At 70.4% G+C, this 21,047-nt stretch carries 17 protein-coding genes and 1 pseudogene; 8 read left to right on the top strand and 10 right to left on the bottom strand.

The window, feature by feature from the left end; genetic code table 11:
- The first annotated feature begins 145 nt into the window (after positions 1-145).
- The 4 genes from PGN25_11835 (at position 146) to PGN25_11820 (ending at position 4,631) form a co-directional block, all read left to right on the top strand.
- On the top strand, positions 146-1,438 hold the full coding sequence (locus PGN25_11835) for a betaine/proline/choline family ABC transporter ATP-binding protein (GenBank protein MEH3118245.1): 1,293 nt from the start codon (positions 146-148) through the stop codon (positions 1,436-1,438).
- A complete protein-coding gene (locus tag PGN25_11830; protein ID MEH3118244.1) occupies positions 1,354-2,205 on the top strand; it encodes a proline/glycine betaine ABC transporter permease in 852 nt (283 codons plus the stop codon). Before PGN25_11835 ends, PGN25_11830 begins: the two co-directional genes overlap by 85 nt.
- A gap of 176 nt (positions 2,206-2,381) precedes the next feature.
- Positions 2,382-3,218 carry a glycine betaine ABC transporter substrate-binding protein gene (locus PGN25_11825; GenBank protein MEH3118243.1) on the top strand — a complete coding sequence of 279 codons (837 nt, stop codon included), beginning with the start codon at positions 2,382-2,384 and terminating at the stop codon, positions 3,216-3,218.
- Positions 3,219-3,299: 81 nt separating this feature from the next.
- Positions 3,300-4,631, top strand: coding sequence for a hypothetical protein (locus PGN25_11820; GenBank protein ID MEH3118242.1), 1,332 nt, complete (start codon positions 3,300-3,302; stop codon positions 4,629-4,631).
- A gap of 102 nt (positions 4,632-4,733) precedes the next feature.
- Here PGN25_11820 and PGN25_11815 read toward each other — a convergent pair whose 3' ends face one another.
- On the bottom strand, positions 4,734-5,669 hold the full coding sequence (locus PGN25_11815) for a GlxA family transcriptional regulator (GenBank protein ID MEH3118241.1): 936 nt from the start codon (positions 5,667-5,669) through the stop codon (positions 4,734-4,736).
- Between the two features lie 980 nt (positions 5,670-6,649).
- Between PGN25_11815 and PGN25_11810 the strand changes: the two genes are divergently transcribed.
- Positions 6,650-6,868 (top strand): DUF1127 domain-containing protein, encoded by a 219-nt coding sequence (locus PGN25_11810; GenBank protein MEH3118240.1) that lies wholly within the window; start codon positions 6,650-6,652, stop codon positions 6,866-6,868.
- Positions 6,869-6,937: 69 nt separating this feature from the next.
- Here PGN25_11810 and PGN25_11805 read toward each other — a convergent pair whose 3' ends face one another.
- The 7 genes from PGN25_11805 to PGN25_11775 all read right to left on the bottom strand — a co-directional run bounded on the left by PGN25_11805 (position 6,938) and on the right by PGN25_11775 (position 16,055).
- The gene (locus PGN25_11805) at positions 6,938-7,447 is read right to left on the bottom strand and encodes a prolyl-tRNA synthetase associated domain-containing protein (protein ID MEH3118239.1); all 510 of its coding nucleotides are present in this window, start codon (positions 7,445-7,447) and stop codon (positions 6,938-6,940) included.
- 21 nt (positions 7,448-7,468) lie between these two features.
- Positions 7,469-8,257 carry an electron transfer flavoprotein subunit beta gene (locus PGN25_11800; GenBank protein MEH3118238.1) on the bottom strand — a complete coding sequence of 263 codons (789 nt, stop codon included), beginning with the start codon at positions 8,255-8,257 and terminating at the stop codon, positions 7,469-7,471.
- The gene (locus PGN25_11795; protein MEH3118237.1) at positions 8,254-9,492 is read right to left on the bottom strand and encodes an electron transfer flavoprotein subunit alpha/FixB family protein; all 1,239 of its coding nucleotides are present in this window, start codon (positions 9,490-9,492) and stop codon (positions 8,254-8,256) included. Before PGN25_11795 ends, PGN25_11800 begins: the two co-directional genes overlap by 4 nt.
- Positions 9,489-11,387 (bottom strand): DUF3483 domain-containing protein, encoded by a 1,899-nt coding sequence (locus tag PGN25_11790; protein ID MEH3118236.1) that lies wholly within the window; start codon positions 11,385-11,387, stop codon positions 9,489-9,491. Before PGN25_11790 ends, PGN25_11795 begins: the two co-directional genes overlap by 4 nt.
- A gap of 162 nt (positions 11,388-11,549) precedes the next feature.
- On the bottom strand, positions 11,550-13,592 hold the full coding sequence (locus PGN25_11785) for an NADH:flavin oxidoreductase (GenBank protein ID MEH3118235.1): 2,043 nt from the start codon (positions 13,590-13,592) through the stop codon (positions 11,550-11,552).
- A gap of 67 nt (positions 13,593-13,659) precedes the next feature.
- On the bottom strand, positions 13,660-14,793 hold the full coding sequence (locus PGN25_11780; protein MEH3118234.1) for a hybrid-cluster NAD(P)-dependent oxidoreductase: 1,134 nt from the start codon (positions 14,791-14,793) through the stop codon (positions 13,660-13,662).
- 2 nt (positions 14,794-14,795) lie between these two features.
- Entirely contained in the window at positions 14,796-16,055 is a 1,260-nt protein-coding gene (locus PGN25_11775) for an aromatic ring-hydroxylating dioxygenase subunit alpha (GenBank protein MEH3118233.1), read from the bottom strand.
- Positions 16,056-16,359: 304 nt separating this feature from the next.
- On the opposite strand from PGN25_11775, the pseudogene PGN25_11770 reads away from it, so the two are divergent.
- The 3 genes and pseudogenes from PGN25_11770 (at position 16,360) to PGN25_11760 (ending at position 18,556) form a co-directional block, all read left to right on the top strand.
- Positions 16,360-16,443, top strand: a pseudogene (locus tag PGN25_11770) (IS5/IS1182 family transposase).
- Between the two features lie 162 nt (positions 16,444-16,605).
- A complete protein-coding gene (locus PGN25_11765) occupies positions 16,606-18,126 on the top strand; it encodes a carbohydrate porin (GenBank protein ID MEH3118232.1) in 1,521 nt (506 codons plus the stop codon).
- Between the two features lie 190 nt (positions 18,127-18,316).
- A complete protein-coding gene (locus PGN25_11760) occupies positions 18,317-18,556 on the top strand; it encodes a hypothetical protein (GenBank protein ID MEH3118231.1) in 240 nt (79 codons plus the stop codon).
- Here PGN25_11760 and xylB read toward each other — a convergent pair.
- Positions 18,542-20,005: a xylulokinase gene (gene xylB, locus PGN25_11755; protein MEH3118230.1), complete on the bottom strand. Its 1,464-nt coding sequence runs from the start codon at positions 20,003-20,005 to the stop codon at positions 18,542-18,544. The two genes, PGN25_11760 and xylB, sit on opposite strands and share 15 nt — an antisense overlap.
- Positions 20,006-20,089: 84 nt before the next feature.
- A complete protein-coding gene (locus tag PGN25_11750; protein MEH3118229.1) occupies positions 20,090-21,046 on the bottom strand; it encodes a carbohydrate kinase in 957 nt (318 codons plus the stop codon).
- Position 21,047: the final 1 nt, after the last annotated feature.

The following is a 21,047-nucleotide window of genomic DNA, read 5'->3' as shown; positions in this document are numbered from 1 at the left end:
GAAACGTCGGCTGCCGCCAATAAAGCGTCGCAATACGACAAGCCGGGTGGCGTGACCGCCCGTAGCCTTTCATCATCATCAATAAAGCCGGTCAAAGCTGCTGCCGCATTCGATCGTCGCGCTGCATCGAGAAGGTCATCTGCCTATGGGCCGAATCAATCTTGAAGGGATCAGCAAGATTTTCGGCTCCGGCTCCGCCCAGGCGCTCGATCTGATCGCGCAGGGCAAGGGCAAGGGCGAGATCGCATCCGCCTGCGGCGCCGTCGTCGGCTTGCGCGACATCGCGTTCGACATCGAAGAGGGCGAGATCCTCGTCCTGATGGGGCTGTCGGGCTCCGGCAAGTCGACGCTTCTGCGATGCATGAACCGGCTCGTCGAGCCGTCCTGCGGCCGGATCGTCGTGGACGGCGTGGACGTGACCCGGCTCGGCCGCAAGGACCTGCTCGCCTTCCGGCAGAAGACCTTCGGCATGGTGTTCCAGCACTTCGCGCTGCTGCCGAACCGGACCATCCTCGACAACGTCGGCTTCGGCCTCGAGATGAGGCGGGTCCCGGCCAGGGAACGGGTCGAGCGGTCGATGCGGGCGATCGGGCTCGTCGGCCTCGAAGGCTGGGAGACGAAGTATCCGAGCCAGTTGTCGGGCGGGATGCAGCAGCGGGCCGGCCTCGCGCGGGCGCTCGCGGCGGATGCGGACATCCTGTTGATGGACGAGGCCTTCAGCGCCCTCGATCCGCTGATCCGCCGCGACATGCAGGCGGAGCTGCGCGACCTCCAGCGCAAGCTCGGGAAGACCATCGTCTTCGTCTCGCACGACCTCGACGAGGCGATCGCGCTCGGCGGCCGCATCGTCCTGATGAAGGACGGCGAGGTGGTCCAGATCGGTCCGCCCGAGGAGATCGTGGCCCGTCCTGCCACCGCGTATGTCGAGCGGTTCGTCGAGCATATCGACCTCGCCGCGGTGCTGCGGGCGGAGCAGGTCGCGGACCGGTCCGGCCTCGTGCTCGCCCCGACCCAGACGGTGGCCGAGGCGAGGGCGGCCGTCGCCGACGCGCCCGACCCGGCTTGGCTCGTCGCCGACCAGGACGGGCGGCTCGTCGGGCGCATCTTGGCCGACAGGCTCGCCTCCGCCCGGCCCGCCGAGACCCTCTCCAGCCTTCTCGATCCCGGGCAGACCGTGGTGGAGGCGCACAGCCGCCTCGACGCCATCCTCGCGACCGTCGCCGCCGAGGAGTCCGTGGCGGTCGTGGGCGGGGACGGGCGCCTGATCGGCTCCCTCACCAGCCGCGATGTGGTGCGGGCGATGGCCGCGCGCCCGGGCGCGCCGACCCTCTCGAAGCCGCCAGGAGCCCATCGATGGAGTGGAACGTCCCGAAATTTCCCCTCGACACGCTCAGCGACACCGGTCTCGACTGGCTCACCGAACATGGCAGTTGGCTGACCCGGGCGGTCAGCCGCACCGTCTCCGACTGGATCGAGACGCTGACCGCCGCCCTCGTCGCGATCCCGCCGTGGGTCTGCATCGCGGTCGCGGCGCTCGCCGCCTACCGGGTCGGGGGCCGCAGGATCGGGCTCCTGACCCTGGCCGGACTGCTGTTCCTGTGGAACCTGCGGCTGTGGCAGGCGACGGTCGAGACCCTGGTCCTCGTCATCCTCGCGACCGGCGCGGCGCTGGTGATCGGCCTGCCCGTCGGGATCTGGTTCGCGCTGAGCCGGCGGGCATGGCGGACCTTCTCGCCGGTGCTCGACATGATGCAGACGCTGCCGAGCTTCGTCTACCTGATCCCGGCGCTGCCCTTCTTCGGGCTCGGCGCCGTCTCGGCCTGCTTCGCGACGATCGTGTTCTCGGTGCCCCCGGTCATCCGCCTGACGGCGCTCGGCATCCGCAACGTGCCGTCCGAACTCGTCGAGGCCTCCGACGCCTTCGGCGGTTCGGCGACGCAGAAGCTGTTCAAGGTGCAGTTGCCGCTCGCGCTCCCGACCATCATGGCCGGCGTCAACCAGACCATGATGCTCGCGCTCTCCATGGTCGTCATCGCGGCGATGATCGGCGCCGGGGGATTGGGCCGCGCGGTCTGGCAGTCGATCCAGCGGCTGGAGGCCGGGGCCGGCTTCGAGGCGGGCATCGGCATCGTGATCGTGGCGGTCATCCTCGACCGCGTGACGCAGGCGCTCGCCGCCCGGGCTCGCCCTCACGGCGCGGCCTGACCGGTATTCTCCGAGCGGCGCGGCAACTTACGCTTGCGATTTCCTGGCCGAAGAAATAACCTATAATACAAAGGCGGACGGCGGCAGTATAATACAAAGGGGGTGGCGGCAGATCGCGTCTGATCACGCCCCCCGAATCGGCCGTCATCCTTGAACTAGTCTGAAGGGTTCGATCCATGCGTGTGCCGATGCTTGGGGCGGTGGCCTGCCTCGCCCTGCTTCAGACGCCGGCCGGGGCCGCGGGCCAGCAGGTCCGGATCGCCTACGTGGAGTGGGCCGACGCCGTGGTCGCCACCAACATCCTCAAGCAGGTGCTGGAGGAGAAGGGCTACCGGGTCAAGACGATCCCGCTCGCGGCGGCCGCCATGTGGCAATCCGTGGCCACGGGCGACGCCGATGCGAGCGTCGCGGCCTGGCTGCCCGTCACGCAGGGCGCCTACTACGAAAAGCTCAAGAACCGGATCGACCTGATCGGCCCGAACGTGACGGGGGCCCGGATCGGCTGGGCCGTGCCCGCCACCTCGCCGCTCAACTCGATCGAGGATCTGGCGACCAGGGCGTCCGAGGTCGACGGCAAGGTGATCGGCATCGATCCCGGCGCCGGGGTGATGAAGAGCTCCGAGGCGGCGATCAAGGCCTACGGCCTCAAGGTCAAGCTCATCGACGGCAGCGACGCCACGATGACCAGCGCGCTGAAGGACGCGGTGCGCCGGAAGAAGGACGTCGTCGTCACCGCCTGGACGCCGCATTGGATGTTCGCGCGCTACGACCTGAAATACCTCGCCGATCCCAAGAAGAGCTTCGGTGAGGCCGAGAGCGTCAACACGCTCGCCCGGAAAGGGCTCAAGGACGACCTGCCCGAGGTCTACGCCATCCTGCGGAACTTCAAGCTCACCATCGCGGACGAGGAGGCCGTGATGGCGGAGAACGAGGAGAAGGGCGCCAAGCCCGAGGAGACCGCCGCGAAGTGGATCGCGCGGAACCGCGCCACCGTCGATGGCTGGCTGAAGTGACGGCATCGACCGGGACAATAAGAGCGACGGGAAACGGCTCGGAAGGCAGATCGGGGATTCGATGAGAGGGGTTCGGGGGACATGACGGCGAACGGTTTGAGGGCGGCCCTCGTGGCCTGTGTCGCGGGGGTGATGCTGGGCCCGTCAGCGGCCGCCGCGCAGGAGCAGAGCACGGTCGAGGTCAATGCCGAGCCCAGCCCAGCCAACCGTGAGCAGCCGATCGCGGTGGCCGACCCCCGCTACGATTTCGATCTGGCGCCGCCCAAGAGCAAGGCCGGGCCGGGCACCTTCACCTTCGGCGGCGCGATCCGCGCCCGCTACGACTGGCGCTTCGACGATGCCAGCCGCGGCGGCGTCCGCAAGGCGCGCGAGAACTTCGACTTCGACACCCTCGCGTTCAAGGCGACCTACGATTCCGACACGATCTTCGGCGCCGCGCAGTACCGGTTCTACGGCGGCAGCTCGATCTACGGCCCCAGCAGCGGCTATCGCGGCTATCCGGGCGAAGTGAGTTTCCCGATGTGGGCCTATGTCGGCTACAAGTTCACGCCCGAGGACAGCGTCACCTTCGGTTTCAACCAGTCCCCCTTCGGCCTGACCCCGTATTTCGGGACGAGCTTCCTCGCAACCCTCGGCTTCACCATGGGCCTGGAGGAAGTCTACAATCTCGGCGTCAAGTTCTCCCACGTCGAATCGGACTTCAATTATCAGTTCGGGTTCTACCCGGGCGCCAATCCGAACGCCTTCGGCCTGAGCCTGGACAGCGCGCGCTACTCGACGAACATCGTCCGCGCCGACCCCTACGTCACGAACGGGGTCAACAACGCCGAACAGAACATGTTCATCGGCCGGGCCGAGTACTTCGTTCTCAAGAACGAGACCGCCTCGCTGGCCTTCGGCGCCTCGATCTGGCACTCGGAGATCTACAACTTCGACACGCGCCAGACCGGCACCAAGCAGCTCGAAGGCCTGCACGCGCTCGGCACCTACGGCCCCTGGGGGGTCAAGGCGATCTACGTCCGCCAGGACATCGACCCGAGAAACCCCTTCCGCAACGACCTCGTCACCGTCGGCGGCTTCGACTTCTCGTACAATCTCGCCGCGCGCGGCAATTTCGTCTCGGCGGAGGTGACCTACAAGGTTCCCGATCCGGTCGGCCCGTTCACGGTGGTGCCCTTCGTCGGCTACAGCGCCTTCTACAAGGACAAGGCCAGTTTCCGCGACAGCGAGCGCTTCATGCTCGGCGGCATCTGGACCCTGACGGCCGACCCGAACCTCATCGTCTACACCGAGGCGGCCATCGGCCGGAACGACCCTTACGTCGGTGCCGGCGAATTCAACGACGGCCTCGCCCAGGGCGGCGAGAACCGCTGGAAGTCGCGCTTCCTCATGAACATCGGCTATTACTTCTAGGCATCGTCCGTCTCAAGACTGTGCAAGGCCGGCGTCGCGACGTTGATCGTCGGCGCTCGGGTCAGCGCGGTGCCGGGGGCGCCGCGCGCCGACGTGAACCGTTCAGGCGCGGCCCGCCTGGGCCAGCTTCCGCTCCGCGCTCGGCGGCTGGCCGAAGCCGTCGAGATAGGCCTTCGAGAAATGCGAGGCCGAGGTGAAGCCGCATTCGAACGCCACCGAGAGCAGCGGCATCGCCGTCTGCCGGATCAGGGTGCGGGCGTGTTCCAGGCGGAGGCGCAGGTAGTGCTTGGCCGGCGAGCGGCCGAGATACTTCAGGAACAGCCGTTCGAGCTGGCGCGTCGAGAGATGCACCGCGTCGGCGAGGTCCTGGCTGCCGAGCGGCTCGGCGAGCGAGGTTTCCATCAGCCCCACCACCCGTAACAGCTTCGGGTGCGAGACCCCGAGGCGCATGCGCAGGTCCATTCGCTGGCGCTCGCCGGATTCGCGGATGCGGTGGTGGATGAGCTGGTCGGCGACCTCCGAGGCCACGCTCGGCCCGTGGGCGCGCATGATCAGCGACAGCATCATGTCGGCCGCCGCGGTGCCGCCCGCGCAGGTGAAGCGGTTGCGGTCGATCTCGAACAGGTCCGAGCCGATCTCCAGCCCGTCATGCTCCGAGACGAGGCTCGGCAGGTTCTCCCAGTGGATCGTCGCCCGGTAGCCGTCGAGGAGTCCGGCCTTGGCCAGCACGTAGGTGCCCGTGCACACCGCGCCGATCGCCGCGCCGCGGGCGCCGCTCCGGCGCAGGGCGGTGTGGAGGGCGCGGTGATCGGCGCGCTGGATGTCGAGGCCGCCGCACACGACCAGCATGTCCAAGTCCTGCGCCTCGCCGAAGCGGCCCGCGACCTTCACCTCGATCCCGTTCGAGGCGGTGCACTTGGCGCCGTCCTCCGACCACAGCGAGTAGCGGTAGAGATCGCGCCCGACCGCGCGGTTGGCGAGCCGCAGCGGCTCGATCGCCGAGGAGAAGGCGATCATCGAGAAGCGCTCGACGAGCATGAAACCGACGGAGATGGCCTTTCCGGAAACCGGTTCGCTCGCCGTGACCCGATCGACCGGGCGTGTCTTCGCGACCGTGACTGATATGTCCATCCCGATCACCGTTTGTCGGCGCGTGCCGCGCCTCGGTGGGCAATTCACGTGCCGCGCCGTCCCCGCACCGGAGCCGATTCGGGATCGGCCCGACCGCAACCGGCCTCGGTGACCGCCCGCGGCACCTTCTTCGAGGCGAGGCCCGCACCGGAACTTAATCTCCGATCATCGGGCGAAGGCAATAGAATAATTCTTGTTCGAACGGCCGCGTGGGCGGCCGGGCTTCCAGCCCGCGAGGCGACCGATCGGAGCCGGTTCGACCGCGCACGTCCCAGCCGCCCCCTCATCCCGAGGCGCCGCGAGGCGGCCTCGAAGGATCTTCCGGAGGCCGGGCGATTCCCGGAACACCCTTCGAGGCCTCCGCTTCGCCGACGCCCCTCGGGATGAGGGGGCGGATGGGATCGAAGCTCTTTCCTTCACCGGCCATGGCCCGAAGGCGCAGCGGTTGAACAGGCTCACGGCCGGCACGACCGCTCAGAGCCTGTTTGACTGCAGTGATCCCATCTCGACCCTCATCCTGAGGTGCCGCGTGAGCGGCCTCGAAGGGGGCTCCAGATCCCGCGCGATTCCTGGAGCCCCCTTCGAGGCCTCCGCTGCGCTCCGGCACCTCAGGATGAGGGTTCAGGATGGGAGTAGGACCTTCCTCTCGCCTTGCCGTGGCCTGACGAAGACACGTTGGCCGATCAAACAGGCTCTCAGCCGGGCGGTTCCATGCAAAATGGGTGGGCACATCGCTGAATTGCGGGCCTTTTTTGCTCAGTTCATGCGCATCGAGCAGGGCTGATCCCAAGCATCTGCGCTCCTCCGAGGACTGGGGAAGCTTCATACGAGTTCCGACGCGGGCCGTCCTCGTCTTGATCAGCGACGGCGCGATCGAGGTTCCTCCCATGTTCGGCAAGGTTTTCGAAAGTGTTCGCGTCCATCTCCGCGCCCGGGCGGACGAAGAGGCTCTCATGAGCCTGAGCGACGAGGCGCTGGCCGACATCGGCCTGACCCGTGCCGCCCTGTCGGGACTGCGCACCCGTTCCGAACCGGCGCGCGCCGAGAAGGCCGGCGAGCCGCCGTTCATGGCCTTCGCCTTCCCGGCGGCGCTCCAGCGCGCCTGAAGGCCGGTTCGGCGGATCGTGCGACCGTCCGCGGTCGGGACCGAAGGAGCGCGGATCGCCGACGGCCGCTCAGGCCGCCGCGCTCTCCGGCAGGGCGACGGGCGTGGGCTCGTGCCCGTTCGCCCGCAGGGCCTGGATCAGGTCGGCCGGAACGAGCGAGAGGGTCCGCGTGCTGACGAGCGGGTGGACGTTGATCCGCGTCGCGTCGAGCAGGCTGTCCTGAAGGAACACCCGCACGCTGCCCGGCGCGGCGTTGAGCGCCGCCAGCGGCGAGACCGCGCCGCTCTCGACCCCGAGCTGCTCGCGCAGGGCCTCGGCGCTCGCGAAGGACAGCCCGCCGCGCGCGCCGAGCACGGAGCGGAACGCCTTCAGGTCGACCTGCGCGTCGTGTCGGAGCGTGACGAGGAAGGTGGTCTTCTTCCCGTCCCGCAGGAACAGGTTCTTGGTGTGGGCCCCGGCGATGTCGCCGCAGACCGCCATCATCGCCTCGACGGTGAGGACCGGCGGGTGCTCGTAGAGCTTGTAGGCGATGCCGAGCGCGCGCAGCCGCGTCAGGAGGTCGTCCGGGCTCAGGGGCATGGCGTGTCCTTTCCGTCTGCCTCAGGTCTTCGGTTGCGCCGGCGGGGCGAGCACGCCGATCCGTCGGAGATAGGCCAGGATCTCGCGGGCGGCCTCGTCGGGATCGGGCTCGATCAGGAGCCGGCCGCCGGCCGTCGCGCCGGCCTCGCCGGTGGCCGCCTTCAGCCGCTCCGCCGCCGAGCCGCCGACGGGCGCGCCCTTCACCAGCTTCGGCCGGCGGCGATAGGGGCGCTCCTCCACCGTGCCAGCGGGGATCGCGGGGCCGGCCGCGGCTGCCGGGGCGAGCGCTTCGACGGTCCCGCGGCGGGCCCGGCCGTAGGCGAAGGCCAGCGGAGCCGGCGCGTCGGGATGGCAGGTGACGACGAGCGGCCCCCGCACCACGACCCGGCGCAGGGCACCGCGGCCGAGGCTCTGATCGAGGCGCACGCTGCCCTCCGCCTCGAACGCCGCCGCGACCCCGTCCGCCACCAGGGGCAGCGCGAGGGCGCGGGCGAGGGCGTAGGGCACGAGGCCGCTCTCGTCGCCGCCCTGGCTGCGCCGCCCGGCCAGGATCAGGTCGGGGGCGGTCTCCGCGAGCCGCGCGGCGAGGGCCGGCACCGGGTCGTCTCCGGCCGCGACCGCGATGTGCTCGATGCGAGACAGCCCCTGGCCGAGGGCCTCGGCGACCGCGGCGGCATCCGGCCCGGCATGCAGGCCGAAGGCGTCGCCGAGCCCGGCGGCCATCCGGATCGCCTGCGCTTCGAGCCGCGGCAGCACCGGCGCCCCGGAGACGGGATGGAGTCCGGCGGAGAGAAGGACGGCGATCTTCATGGCCGTCCCCCGGCGGCTTGCCCTGCCGTCTCCTGGGCGAGCCGGCGCAGCAGGGCCGGCATCACGGCTTGCGCGTCCTGCACCACGGCGAGGCCCGCCCGCTCGATCATCGCCGCGTGCAGATCGGTGTTGACCGCGATGACGTGCTCGCAGCCGGCGACGCCCTGGAGATGCTGGGGGGCGCCGGAAATGCCGAGCGCGAAGTAGCAGGTCGCCGCGAGCACCGTGCCGGAGGCGCCGACCTGGCTGTGGCGCGGCATCAGCCCGGCATCGCACAGCACGCGGCTGGCGCCGGGTGTCGCGTGCAGGGCCGTCACCACCTGGCGAAAGGTGTCGAGATCGGTGAGGCCGTTGCCGGCCGACACGACGAATTCGGCGAGCGACAACGGCACGGTCGCCGGATCGGCCGGGATGCGCGTCGCCGACACGATGTTTCCCGGAGTTTCCAGCGGCGTCGAACGCTCGAAGGGCACGGCGCGCGCCTCCCGCGGCGGGCCGGCATAGTCGGCGACCGCGTCCGGCGCCACGGTGGCGAGGCGGGGCGGGGCGACGCGCTGCTCGACCCGGCGGCCCCTGGCCGGGCGGACGAGACCGTTGGCGGCCACCACCTCGGCGTCGGTGAACAGCGCCTCGTTCAGGCCGACCGCGACGCGGCGGGCGAGATCGCCGCCGTCGCGGGATTCCGGGAACAGGACGTGGCGCGGCGCCAGTTCCGCCAGGGCGGCCTCGATGCGGGCGGCCCGGATTGCCGGGTCGGCCGGGTCGTGGCCCTCCGCGCCGTCGAGCCGGAGCACGCGGTCGGCGCCCGCCGCGCCCAGCCCCTCGCAGGCACCTTCCGAGACCACCGCGACGGCGCCCTCGCGGCCGGCGAGCGTCCGGGCGGCGCCGAGCACCTGCCGGTCGTGGCCCGAGAGGCGGCCGCCGGGCGCGTCCGGCACCACCGCGACGAGGAAGGCGGGCGCCTCGACGATCATGGTTCTCGGGGCTTCCGCCGCGGGCGCGGCCCGGGGCGCGGCGGCGACCGCCTCCCCAACGGGACGGCCGGCCTGGCCGAGGTCGTAGCGCGCCCGCGCCGCTCCGCCGACGCGCTGCGCCTCGCGCTCGGCCCGCGGGTCGCGGCGGGGCCGGCCGGAGCCGGGTTTTTTCCGGGTGCGGTCGTAGCGGGGGCGGGGGCCCTCGCCGGGGATGAGGGCGGCCGCCCGCTCGGCCCTCGGGTCGCGGCGCAGGCGGCTCATCGTCCGGCCTCCACCGCCTGGAGCAGCAGTTCGGCCACGTCGCGGATCTCCGCCCTGCGATCGGTCACCCCCTCCAGCATCGCCGTGCAGGAGGGGCAGGCGACGGCGACGATGCCCGCACCCGTCTCGGCGGCCTGGGCCATGCGCAGGTCCGGGATGCGCCGCTCGCCCGGCACGTCGCTCACCGGCGCGCCGCCGCCGCCGCCGCAGCACATCGCCCGGCGGCCGGAGCGGGCCATCTCGCCGCGGGTCACGCCGATCGCGTCGAGCACGGCGCGGGGCGCCTCGGTCTCCCCGTTGTAGCGGGCGAGGTAGCAGGGGTCGTGATAGGTCACCGAGAGGTCCGGCAGGCGGCTCGGCGTCAGCTTTCCGGCCCGGATCAGCTCCAGCAGGAAGGCGGTGTGGTGGGTCACCGCGTAGCGCCCGCCGAAGGCCGGATACTCGTTGCGGAGCGCGTGCAGCGCGTGCGGATCGGCGGTGACGATCCGTCCGAAGCGGTATTTCGCCAGCGTCGCGATGTTCTCCCGCGCCAGCGCCTGGAAGGTCGCCTCGTCGCCGAGCCGCCGGGCGAGGTCGCCGGTGTCGCGCTCCTCCGCCCCCAGCACCGCGAAATCGACGCCGGCCTCCCGCAGCAGCCGCACCAGGGCGCGCAAGCTACGGCCGTAGCGCAGGTCGTAGGCGCCCTCGCCGAGCCAGAGCAGGATCTCGGCCTGCCCGCGCGCGGCGATCAGGGGCAGGTCGAGGCCGGCGGCGAAGTCGGTGCGCGCCGCGAGCGGGCGCCCGCCGGGATCGCCGGCCTGGCGCAGCTCCGTCACCGGCCCGACGGCCTTCTCGGGCAGCGCCCCGCGCTCCAGGGTCTGGTGGCGGCGCAAGCTGACCACCGCGTCGACATGCTCGATCATCATCGGGCATTCCTCGACGCAGGCGCGGCAGGTGGTGCAGGACCACAGCGTGTCGGGATGGATGCGCGCGTCCGGCCCGACCAGCCGGGCCAGCGCCCCGTGCGCGCCCTCCGCCGCCCGGCCGCCGGGATAGGGGTTGCCGGCGTAAGCGGGCTCGGCCGGCGAGAGGCCGGCGACGAGATCCTGCACGAGTTTCTTCGGGTTGAGCGGCTGGCCGGCGGCGTAGGCCGGGCAGGCGGTCTCGCAGCGCCCGCAGCTCACGCAGGCGTCGTAGGACAGGAGCCGGTTCCAGGTGAAGTCGGCTGGCATCTCGGAGCCGAGCCGGGGCGCGTCGAGGTCGAGGGGCTGGAGCGCGGCGTCGGGGCGGCCCTCGAACCGGCCGGGCCGTGGATGGGCGACGAGATGGAGCGCGCCGGCCGCCGCATGGCGCATCGGCCCGTGCCGCACCTCGAAGGCGAGGCCGAGGCCGCCCGCCGCGGCGAGCGCGAGGGCGAGCGGCGCGAGCAGGCCGCCGCCGTCGAAGGCGAGCAGCAGCGCGGTGATCGTGCCGCCGACGGCGTAGGCGACGAGCAGGACCGGCAGGATCTGGAAGCGCCCGGCGGAGAGGCGATTCTGCTTTTCCGGGTAGCGCCGGGCGCCGACGAGCAGGGAGCCGACCGCGGTCACCCCGAAGGCGAGGGCGACGAGAAACCAGTAGGGCCGGAAGTCCGCGAGCGGCGGCAGGATCGCCAGCGCGGTGAGGATCGAGGCCGCGAGCAGGCCGCCGGCCACGACCGCGTGCATGCGCGAGGCGTAAGGATCACGCGCCACGACGTGGTGGACATCGACGAGGTAGCGACGGGGCAATTTGGCGAGGCCGTCGAGCCACGCCACGGGCGCCGCCGCGCCGACCCGCCAGAGGGCGGCGCGGCGTGAGACTTGGACGAGGGCGAGCGCCGCCATCAGCCAGACGAGGCCGGGAAACACCGTGGTCAGGGGGGCGACGCTGATCATGACGGTGGTCTCGACGACGATCTCAACGACGATCTCATGGGCTTGCTGACAGTCCGTGCCTCGTCATTCCGGACGAGGCGTTCGAGGGCCGTGCATCCCCTCTCCCCGCACGCGGGGAGAGGGGGGAGCAACGGCAGGCCCCGTTCCTTCACGAGGGGCCCATCAAAGATCCTTGCACAGCCGCAGGGCGTCGTAGATCGCCGCGTGGATGTTGCGGCCGGCGACCGCGTCGCCGATGCGGTAGAGGGCGTAGCCCTTGGTCAGGTCGTAGGGCTGCGGCTCGCCGCGCAGCAGCGCGTCCTGGTCGGTCTGGCCCCGGTTGACCGAGGCCTGCTTCAGCGCGCGGTAAAGGCCGTCCACGGGAAGCGTGCCGTGATCCACCACCACGCGGTCGATCACCCGCTCCTCCTCGGCGTCGGTCATGGTGTTGCGAAGCGCCGCGACCAGCCGGTTGCCCTCGGGAAAGATCTCGATCAGCTCCAGGTTCGGGCTCATCACCACGCCGAGCTTGTACAGTTCGCGCAGGTGGATCGGCTGGTTGGTGGTGCCGACCTCCTCGGCGACCATGCGGTCGTGGGTGGCGATCTCCACGAGGCAGCCGCGCTTGGCCATCAGTTCGGCGACCGAGGCCGCGTTGTGCTGGCCCATCTCGTCGTAGAGCAGCACCGAGCCGGTCGGCTCGACCGTGCCGGAGAGCACCTCGGCGGTGGTGACCGCGTGCCGCTCGGCGCCCTTGGCGTGGCCGCGGAAAGGGGTGCCGCCGGTCGCCACGATCACGATGTCGGGCTTCTCGGCAAGCACCGCCGCCTCGGTCGCCTCGGTGTTCAGCCGCAGGTCCGCCCCGAGCTTCGTCACCTGCGCGACCAGCCAGCGGGTGATGCCCGACATCGCCTCGCGCCAGCCGGCCTTCGCGGCGAGGCTGATCTGGCCGCCGGCGACGGCCTCCTTCTCGAACAGCACCACGGCATGGCCGCGCTCGGCGCAGACGCGGGCCGCCTCCAGGCCGCCGGGCCCGGCCCCGATCACCACGACGCGGCGGCGCAGGTCGGCGCGCCGGATCTCGTGCGGCATGCTCGCCTCGCGGCCCGTGGCGGCGTTCTGGATGCAGAGCGCGTCGCCGCCGACATAGATCCGGTCGATGCAGTAGCCCGCGCCCACGCATTGGCGGATGTCGTCGGCCCGGCCCTCGGAGAGTTTTTTCACCAGATGCGGGTCCGCGATGTGGGCGCGGGTCATCGCCACCATGTCGACATGCCCGTCCGCGACCGCGCGCGCCGCGGTGGCGAGATCGGTGACGCGCTGGGCGTGGAAGACCGGCACGTCGACCTCGCGCTTGATCGCGCTCGGCAGGAACAGGAACGGTGCCACGGGAAACGACATGTTCGGCAGCGAGATCGCGTGGGCGATGTGGTCGCGCGCCTGGCCGCCGATGATGTTGAGGAAGTCCACGAGGCCGCGCTTGGCATATTCCGAGGCGATGGCGACGCAATCCTCCTGGCTGAGGCCGTCGGCGATCATCTCGTCGCCGGACATGCGGATGCCGATGACGTAGTCGTCGCCGGCTTCCGCGCGCATCGCCTCCAGCACCTCGATGCCGAAGCGCATGCGGTTCTCCAGGCTGCCGCCGTACCGGTCGGTGCGCCGGTTGACGGACGGCGACCAGAACTGGTCGATCAGGTGGCCGTGGGCGGCCGAGACCTCGCAGCCGTCGAGTCCTCCCTCGCGGCAGCGCCGGGCGGCCTGGGCGAAGCTCTTCACGACCCGGGCGATGTCCTCCGCCTCCATCTCCTTCGGGACGGTGCGGGAGGCGGGCTCGCGCCGGGGCGAGGGGGAGATCGTGGGCAGCCAGTGCTCGGTGTCCCACTTGGTGCGCCGGCCCATATGGGTGAGCTGGATCATCAGCTTGCCGCCGTGCGCGTGCACCCGGTCCGAGAACTGGCGGAAGAACGGGATCACCGAATCGTCGGCGACCGAGATCTGGTTCCAGGGTGCGGCAGGGCTGTCGGCGGCGACCGAGGAGGAGCCGCCGAACATGGTGAGCCCGATCCCGCCCTTGGCCTTCTCGGCGTGGTAGAGCTGGTAGCGCTCCTGGGGCTTGCCGTCGCGGCCGTAGCCGGGGGCGTGGCTCGTGGACATCACCCGGTTGCGGATGGTGAGGCCCTTGATGGTGAGCGGCTTCAGAAGCGCGTCGGCATTGGCGATCACGGGAGCACTCCCGAAGGCATGAGCGAGAGCTTGGGGCGCGCGGGAAGGGCCGGCCGGCCCTTCCCGTTCAGCGTTCGACGACGAGGTCGCTGGTCGGCTTGGAGCAGCACAGCAGCGCCATGCCGGCATCGATCTCGCGCTGGCGGATGCCGCCGGCATGGGTCATGGCGACGGTGCCGGAGGTGAGCTTCGACTTGCAGGTGCCGCACAGGCCCTTGGCGCAGGAGGAGGGCAGCCGGATCCCGGCCTTGCGGGCGGCGTCGAGCACCGTCGTGTCCTCCGGGCATTCGAGCACCCGGCGGGTCTTGGCGAACTCCACCCGGAATGTGCGGACCGTCGCCGCCGGTGCCGCCTCGGCGTCGAGCGCCTCGGCGGCCTCGGCCGCCGCCTCCTTGTCGGCCTCCGGCAATTCGCCGAAGTCGAAGCTCTCCTGGTGGTGCCGGGCCATGTCGAAGCCGGCGTCCTTCAGCATCGCCCGCACGGCGTCCATGTAGGGCTTCGGTCCGCAGACGAAGATCTCGCGCTCCAAAAAGTCCGGCACCGCCTCGCGCAAGGTGTCGAGCGAGAGCCGGCCCTTCGGCCCGGCCCAGACCTCGTCGGCGGAATCGGTCTCGCAGACCACGTGGACGCGGAAGGTCGGATCGAGCCGGGCCATCAGCTCCAACTCGCCCCGGAACACGATGTCGGCGGGCGAGCGGGCGGAGTGGACGAAGGCCACGTCGCGCGGCTCGCCCACGTCGTGGAAGCTGCGCGCCATCGCCATCATCGGCGTGACGCCGCTGCCGCCCGACAGGAGCAGGTATTTGGGGGCCGGATGGCTGAAGCAGGAGAATGCGCCCATCGGCCCGAGCGCCCGCACGGTGTCGCCGGGCTTCAGGGTGTCGTGCAGCCAGTTCGAGACCGGGCCGCCGGGCACGCGCTTGACCGTGACCGCGACCGCGTGCGGCCGTGTCGGCGCCGAGGAGAGGGTGTAGCAGCGGTGGATCGTCTCGCCGCCGATCTCGAAGGAGAAGGTCAGGAACTGGCCCGGCGCGTAGGCGAAGAGCCGGGGCTCCCTCGGCGCCAGCACGAAGGTCTTCACGTCGTGCGTCTCGTCGCGCACCGCGAGGCAGACCAGGGCGTCGTCGGCCTCCGCATCCCAGGGCGCGGAGGCCGCCAGCCGCGCGGCGGCCGGCTCGGCCGGGGCGGGGGCCGCGGTCATGCTCAGCGCCCCAGATGCGCTGTCATGCGGCCGACATACCAGTTGCAGAACTTCTCCACGAGCATCTCGGTATGCGGCGAGTAGGGGCCGGGCTCGTAGGCGGGGCTCGCCACGCCCTGCTGGCAGATGCCGACGAGTTCGCTGTCCTGGTCGTTGGTCGCCTCCCAGACGCCGGTGAGGTTGGCGAGGTCGTAGTCGACGCCCTCGACCGCGTCCTCGTGGACGAGCCACTTGGTGCGCAGCAGCGAGCGCCCGGCATCGAGCGGCAGCACCGAGAAGGTGACGATGTGGTCGCCGAGGAAGTGGTGCCAGGAATTCGGCTGGGTCCACACCGAGAGGCCGCCGAGCTTGGCGTTGGTGAAGGTGCCGAGGAGTTTCCGGCAGGCCGCCTTGGTGTCGAGGGTGTGGGACTCGCCCTCGCCGTCGAGCGGCAGCCGCTCGGTGCGGAAGCCCGTGATCATGGTGTCGAGTTCGTCGATCTCCCGCGAGGGCAGCCCCTCCGCCTCCCACTCGCCGTGGCGGGTCTTGAGCAGGCAGCCGTAGCGCTCGGCGTTGGCGCGGTCGTGCTCGTCCATCTCCTCGGGGGCGAAGCCGAAGCCGTAGGCGAAGAGCGGCACGGTCAGCTCGGGATGGTTGGCCCCGCAATGGTAGCACTCGCGGTTGTTCTCCATCGTCAGCTTCCAGTTGCCGGGCTCGATGATGTCCTTCTGGAAGGCGACCTTGGTGTTCCGCACGTTGTGCGGTTCGATGTAGGGGCCGAGGCGGGCCGCCATGGCGTCGAAATCGGCCGGCGGCTCGTCGGCGAGGCAGATGAAGAGGAGGCCCGCGAGCGAGCGGATGTGCACCGGCTTGAGGCCGTGGCAGCCGCGCTCGAAGTCCGGGCCCATATGCTCGGCGTGGATCAGGTTGCCGGTGAGGTCGTAGGTCCAGGAATGGTAGCGGCAGACGAGGTTGCCGACCGTGGACTTCTCCTCGTGCACGAGCCGCGCCCCGCGGTGGCGGCAGAGGTTGTGGAAGGCGCGGATCTGGTCGTCGTCGCCGCGCACGATCGCGACCGAGGTCTTGCCGATGTCGACGACCATCACGTCGCCGGCCTCCGGCACGTCGGGCTCGACCCCGACATAGATCCAGTGGCGGCCGAAGATGACCTCCATGTCGGCCTCGAACACATCGGGGCTGAGGTAGAAGGGGGCTGCCAGGGTGTAGCCGGGGCGGCGCTCGCGCAGCAGGCGCTGGAGCGGGGTCGGCGTCACATCGAGCATGGAGAACCTCCCAAGCCGTGTCTGGCTTTCGAGGAATTATGAGCGCGCCCCGCCCCGCCGCTTCCACGGCAGCGACATCCCCTTGGCAAACCGCGACGCGACCCGTCCCCGGCGGCCGAACCGCCCCCGGGAGCTCCGCGGGCCACAGCCCCTGCATGGTCCTGAGCCCCCTTGGAACCTATCCCGGTAGGCGATGAGACGAGGCGTCCTACGTTGCGGGGATGAGTGATTCTCGCCAGCGCCGCCCAAGCAAGCCGTCCGTTCTGGACGACGGCTAGTCGCCTGCCAGACGATCCCTGGGCGCATGGAACCCCCGCTGCCCGCGCGTCCGCCGCACCCGTTGGGCTGTCACAACCCACGCACGCCCGACCGCAAGGCGATGGACGCGTGGCCTGCTCATCCCGCCTGCGGCATTCCCAACACAGGCGGTTAGGAATGATAATGCATTCAGAGCGTGAGGCCTGGATGCACGCCTCAACTCATCCCAAATGTTAAGTTGTCCTTGGTCGGCGAAGATCGGCTCGGGTGCACGGGTTGGGGAAGCATGGCGATGAAGGCATTCGGGACGAGCCTGGCCGTCATCGGTCTCTTCGCAGTCGCCGCGACGGGGGCCTCGGCGCAATCGGCTCCGCCGCCGGAGGCCCCCGGAGCCGAGGCGCCGATCGTCCGTCCGAAGCTGCATCCCAAGCCGCGTAAGGCGCGCCCCGCCCGTCCGCGCTCGGCGCAGGCCGATCAGACACAGGGAACCGCCGGGGCCGGCAGCGTCCAAGGCAACGCCGCCCGCCAGGGCCAGACCGCTGCACCCCCGAAGCTGCCGCCAGGCACGTTCGATCTCGGCAACGGCCTGACCTTCCTGCTCAACTACACGAGCGAGTCCGCAGCCAACCCGATCGGCGGCATCCGGCAGGGCACCGCCTATTCGGCGCAGATCCTCTTCGGCATCGACGCCGACCTGAACCGGCTCGCCGGGATCGAAGGCTCCTCGCTGCACACCATCGTGACGCAGCGCCATGGCCGAAGCCTTTCGAACGACTTCATCGGCAACGACACGTCGGTGCAGGAGATCTTCGGCGCCGGCCAGACCGCGCGCCTGACCCATCTGAGCTGGCAGCAGAAGCTGTTCGACAACCGGCTCGACTTCGAGGTCGGCCGCCTCAACGGCCAAGGCGCGTTCCTGGTCTCGCCGATCTACTGCAACTTCCAGAACAACGCGACCTGCGGATCGCCGATCTTCGTGTTCAAGACCACCAACTTCACCTTCTTCCCGATATCGAGCTGGGCGGGCCACGCCAAGGTCTGGCTCGACGAGGATCGCAAGTACTTCTTCCACATCGGCGCCTACGAGGTGAACCCGACCCTGTTGCTGCCGACCGACAACGGCATCGACTGGTCGACCCGCGGCGCGACCGGCGCCGTGATCCCGATGGAGCTCGGCTACTCGACAACCTTCGACAACGACCTGATGCCGCGCAACTACGGCATCGGTGCCGTGATCGACCGCTCGAAGTACAGCGACCCGGTACGCGACGTGCTCGGCGGCGCCTCGGTATTCTCGGGGCTCGATCCGTTCACCCAGTTCGGCCGCTCGCTGGTCTATGCTCGCTTCGACCGGATGGTCTGGCGCCCCGATCCGACCCAGCCGCAGGGTCTGAGCCTGTTCGGCGTGGCGATGAAGTCCACCGGCGGGCGCCAGATCCAAGATTACTTCCTCGAACTCGGCTTCGTGCAGACGGGCACCTTTGCCGGCAGGCCCTACGACACCGTCGGCTTCGTGGTCTCGACGCAGAAATATTCCTCGCTCGGTCTCGCCAACGTGCGGGCCGCGCGCGCCTCGCAGGGGCTCGACCCGCGCGATATCGCGACCCAGCAGATCATGATGGAGCTGAACTACGGCATCCAGCTCAGCCCTGCCGCGCGCCTGACGCCGCAGTTGCAGTACATCATCAACCCGGACCAGACCCGCTTCCCGTTCCGGCCCAAGGCCATCCCGGATGCCTTCGTGCTCGGCGCGAAGTTCTCCTGCGACCTCTTCACCCTGTTCGGCTTGGCCAAGGGGCCCGGCAGCATCTAGCGCAACACCTCCTCTAGCCATGCTCCTGCGGCATGGCTAGAGGAGGTGAGGTCTCGATCTGTTATTGCACCGCAGCGAATGTGCTGCGGCGCACGCCCCATCTGACCGGCACTCCACAGGGTTCGGCTCACGTCCGATGCCGGCGCCGCTCTCACGGCTCGCCGGCACGACCAATAGGGGAGATCCGGTCATGAGAAAGCCGTCACTTTCCGCCATCGCCGTCGCCGCTCTTGCCGCGACCGGCTCCAATGCCTTCGCGCAGGGCTACGGCTCGGCCGCGGGTACCGCCTATACGCTCGGCGCCACGGCGAGCCCGGCCTATGCCGGCAGCCGGAATTCGCCAGCCGTCGCGCAGCGTGCCGAAGAGCCGCTCGTCACCGGCGCCCTCGCGCCGCGCGAGCGGGCCTGGTCGCGCCTACGCCGTCGCTGACGGCCGGCCGCCGAGCAGCGGGTAGGCCTTGCGATAGGCGACGAGCCGCTCGGCATAGAGCTGGGTGAGGTCTTGGTCCGGTTCCAGCCGTTCGACCCGCTGCGGCGGCGTGCAGATTCCTTCCGGATCTTCGCCGCCCACCGCGAGGCGGGCGAGGCGGGCCGCGCCGAAGGCCCCGCCATGCTCGCCCTCGGCGAGCCGGTTCAGCGGCAGGCCGAGCACGTTGGCAAGGATCTGCAGCCAGACTCGTGAGCGCGAGCCGCCGCCGATGACGTCGGCTTCCGCGATCCGCGTGCCGGATTCGCGGATGACGTCGAGCCCATCGCGCAGCGAGAAGGCGACGCCTTCGAGCACCGCCTGGGTCATCGCCGCCCGGTCGGTGGCATGCGCCAATCCGACGAAACCGCCGCGTACGGCCGGATCGTTGTGCGGTGTGCGCTCTCCGGCGAGGTAGGGCAGGAAGAGCGCGCCGCTCGGCTGCGCCGGCGTACCGATCTCGTCGATGAGGTCGCCCGGATTCGCGCCCGTTACCCCCGCCCACCAGGCTAGCGACGACGCTGCCGACAGCGTCACCGCCATCTGGTGCCAGAGATCGGGCAGAGCATGGCAGAAGGCGTGGACCGCTTGGTCCGGATAGGGCCGAAACGCCTCCGTCGTCGCGAAGAGCACGCCCGAGGTGCCGAGGGAAACGAAGGCGTTGCCCGGCCGGATCGCGCCGAGGCCTACCGCTCCGGCCGCGTTGTCGCCCGCTCCTCCTGCGAAAAGCGGCGGTGTCGCCATGCCCCAGCGCCGGGTGAAGTCCGCGCGCAGATGGCCGGCGGATGCGCTGCCCTCAACGAGGCGCGGCATCGCATTGCGCGAGAGGCCGGTGGTCGCGAGCGCCACGTCCGACCAGTCGCGCGCACCGACATCGAGCCAGGAGGTGCCCGAGGCGTCCGACATCTCTTCGATGGTCTCGCCGGTGAGCGCCAGCCGCAGCCACGCCTTCGGCAGCAGCACCTTGGCGGTCTGCGAAAAAATCTCGGGCTCGTGCTTCTTCACCCAGAGAAGCTTGGGCGCCGTGAAGCCCGGCATGGCGATGTTGCCGGTGACGCTCCGCAGATCGGGGAAAGCGGCCTCCAGCTCGGCGCATTCGACGCCCGAGCGGGTGTCGTCCCACAGGATGCAGGGGCGGAGCACTGCATCTGCGGCGTCGAGCAGCACCGCGCCATGCTGCTGGCCGGACAGGCCGATGCCCTTCACCGCGGCGAGAGCCGGCCCGTGCTGCTCCTTCAAGGTGTCGAGGGCGTCGCAGACGGCCTGCAGCCAGGAGGCGGGATCCTGCTCGCTCCAGCCCGAATGCGGCCGGCTGACCGTGAGCGGCACCGAGGCATGGCCGACGACCTCCTGGCGTTCGTCGACGAGGACGGCTTTCAGCGAGGAGGTGCCGAGATCGAGGCCTAGGAACATCGCTGGGCTCTTCCCGAGATGATCGGTGTCAGTCGTCGCCCGTCATTGCTTCGCTTCGCTCGCGATGACGGCGAGGGTCGTCCTTCACGCCTCACGCATCGCCGCGCGCAGCTCGTCCCAGGTCGGCAGATCTGCGCCCTGGCGGGAGCAGGTGATGCCGGCGGCGACCGCGCATTCGGTCAACAACTCGCGCAAGGACTCCTGATCGAAGCCGCCGATGGCTTCGCGGGTCAGGCGGTTGGTCCGCTGGAGCGAGGACAGCATCGCGGCGTGGAAGGTGTCGCCGGCGCCCACCGTGTCGACCACCTTGATCTTGCGGCCGGGCACCTTGATCGTGCCGCAGGCATGGTAGCCGGTGGCGCCGTGCGGGCCGTCGGTGGCGATCACGAGCTGCGTGCCGCCATCGAGCCACTTCTGGGCGACCTCGGCCTCGTCGGCGTCTTCGCCGAAGGCCGCATCGATGTCCTCGGCGCTCACCTTCACGATCGAGGCGTGGCGCACGATGCCGTCGAAGCGCGTGTGCCAGTGGTCGAGGTCCGGCACGAGGCTGAGCCGCAGGTTCGGGTCGACGCTGATCACGCACTGGCTCGCCGCGCGCCGCACCAAGCCGACGAGGGTGGTGCCGATCGGCTCGAGGATCAGCGGGAAGGAGCCGACTGCGATGGCCTGGATGCCGCTGAGGTCGACCGGCACGTCCTCGGCCGCGAGGTCGCTCTCGGCCTTGTCGGCGTGGAAGGTGTAGGTCGGGTGGCCGTCCGGGCCGGTGGCGACGACGGCGAGCGGCGTCGGGCGCTTGCTGGTCTTGGCCAGCGAGATGTCGACGCCCTCGGCCTCGAGGCGGGCGGCGAGCATGCGCCCGAACCCGTCCTCGGAGAGCCCACCGAGGAAGCCGCTCTTCGCCCCTAAGCGGCTGATGCCGAAGGCGAGATTGAAGGCCGCGCCGCCGACCACCGCACGCGCCGGCACCCGCCCGCGTTCGGCACCGGGTCCGCGGGTGTCGACGAAGAGATCGATCAGTGCTTCGCCGGAAACCAGGATCATC

The organism is Methylorubrum populi, assembly GCA_036946625.1.
Taxonomy (GTDB): domain Bacteria; phylum Pseudomonadota; class Alphaproteobacteria; order Rhizobiales; family Beijerinckiaceae; genus Methylobacterium; species Methylobacterium populi_C.
The sequence above is the reverse complement of the archived record's forward strand: the minus strand, read 5'-3'. Positions and strand labels throughout refer to the sequence as shown.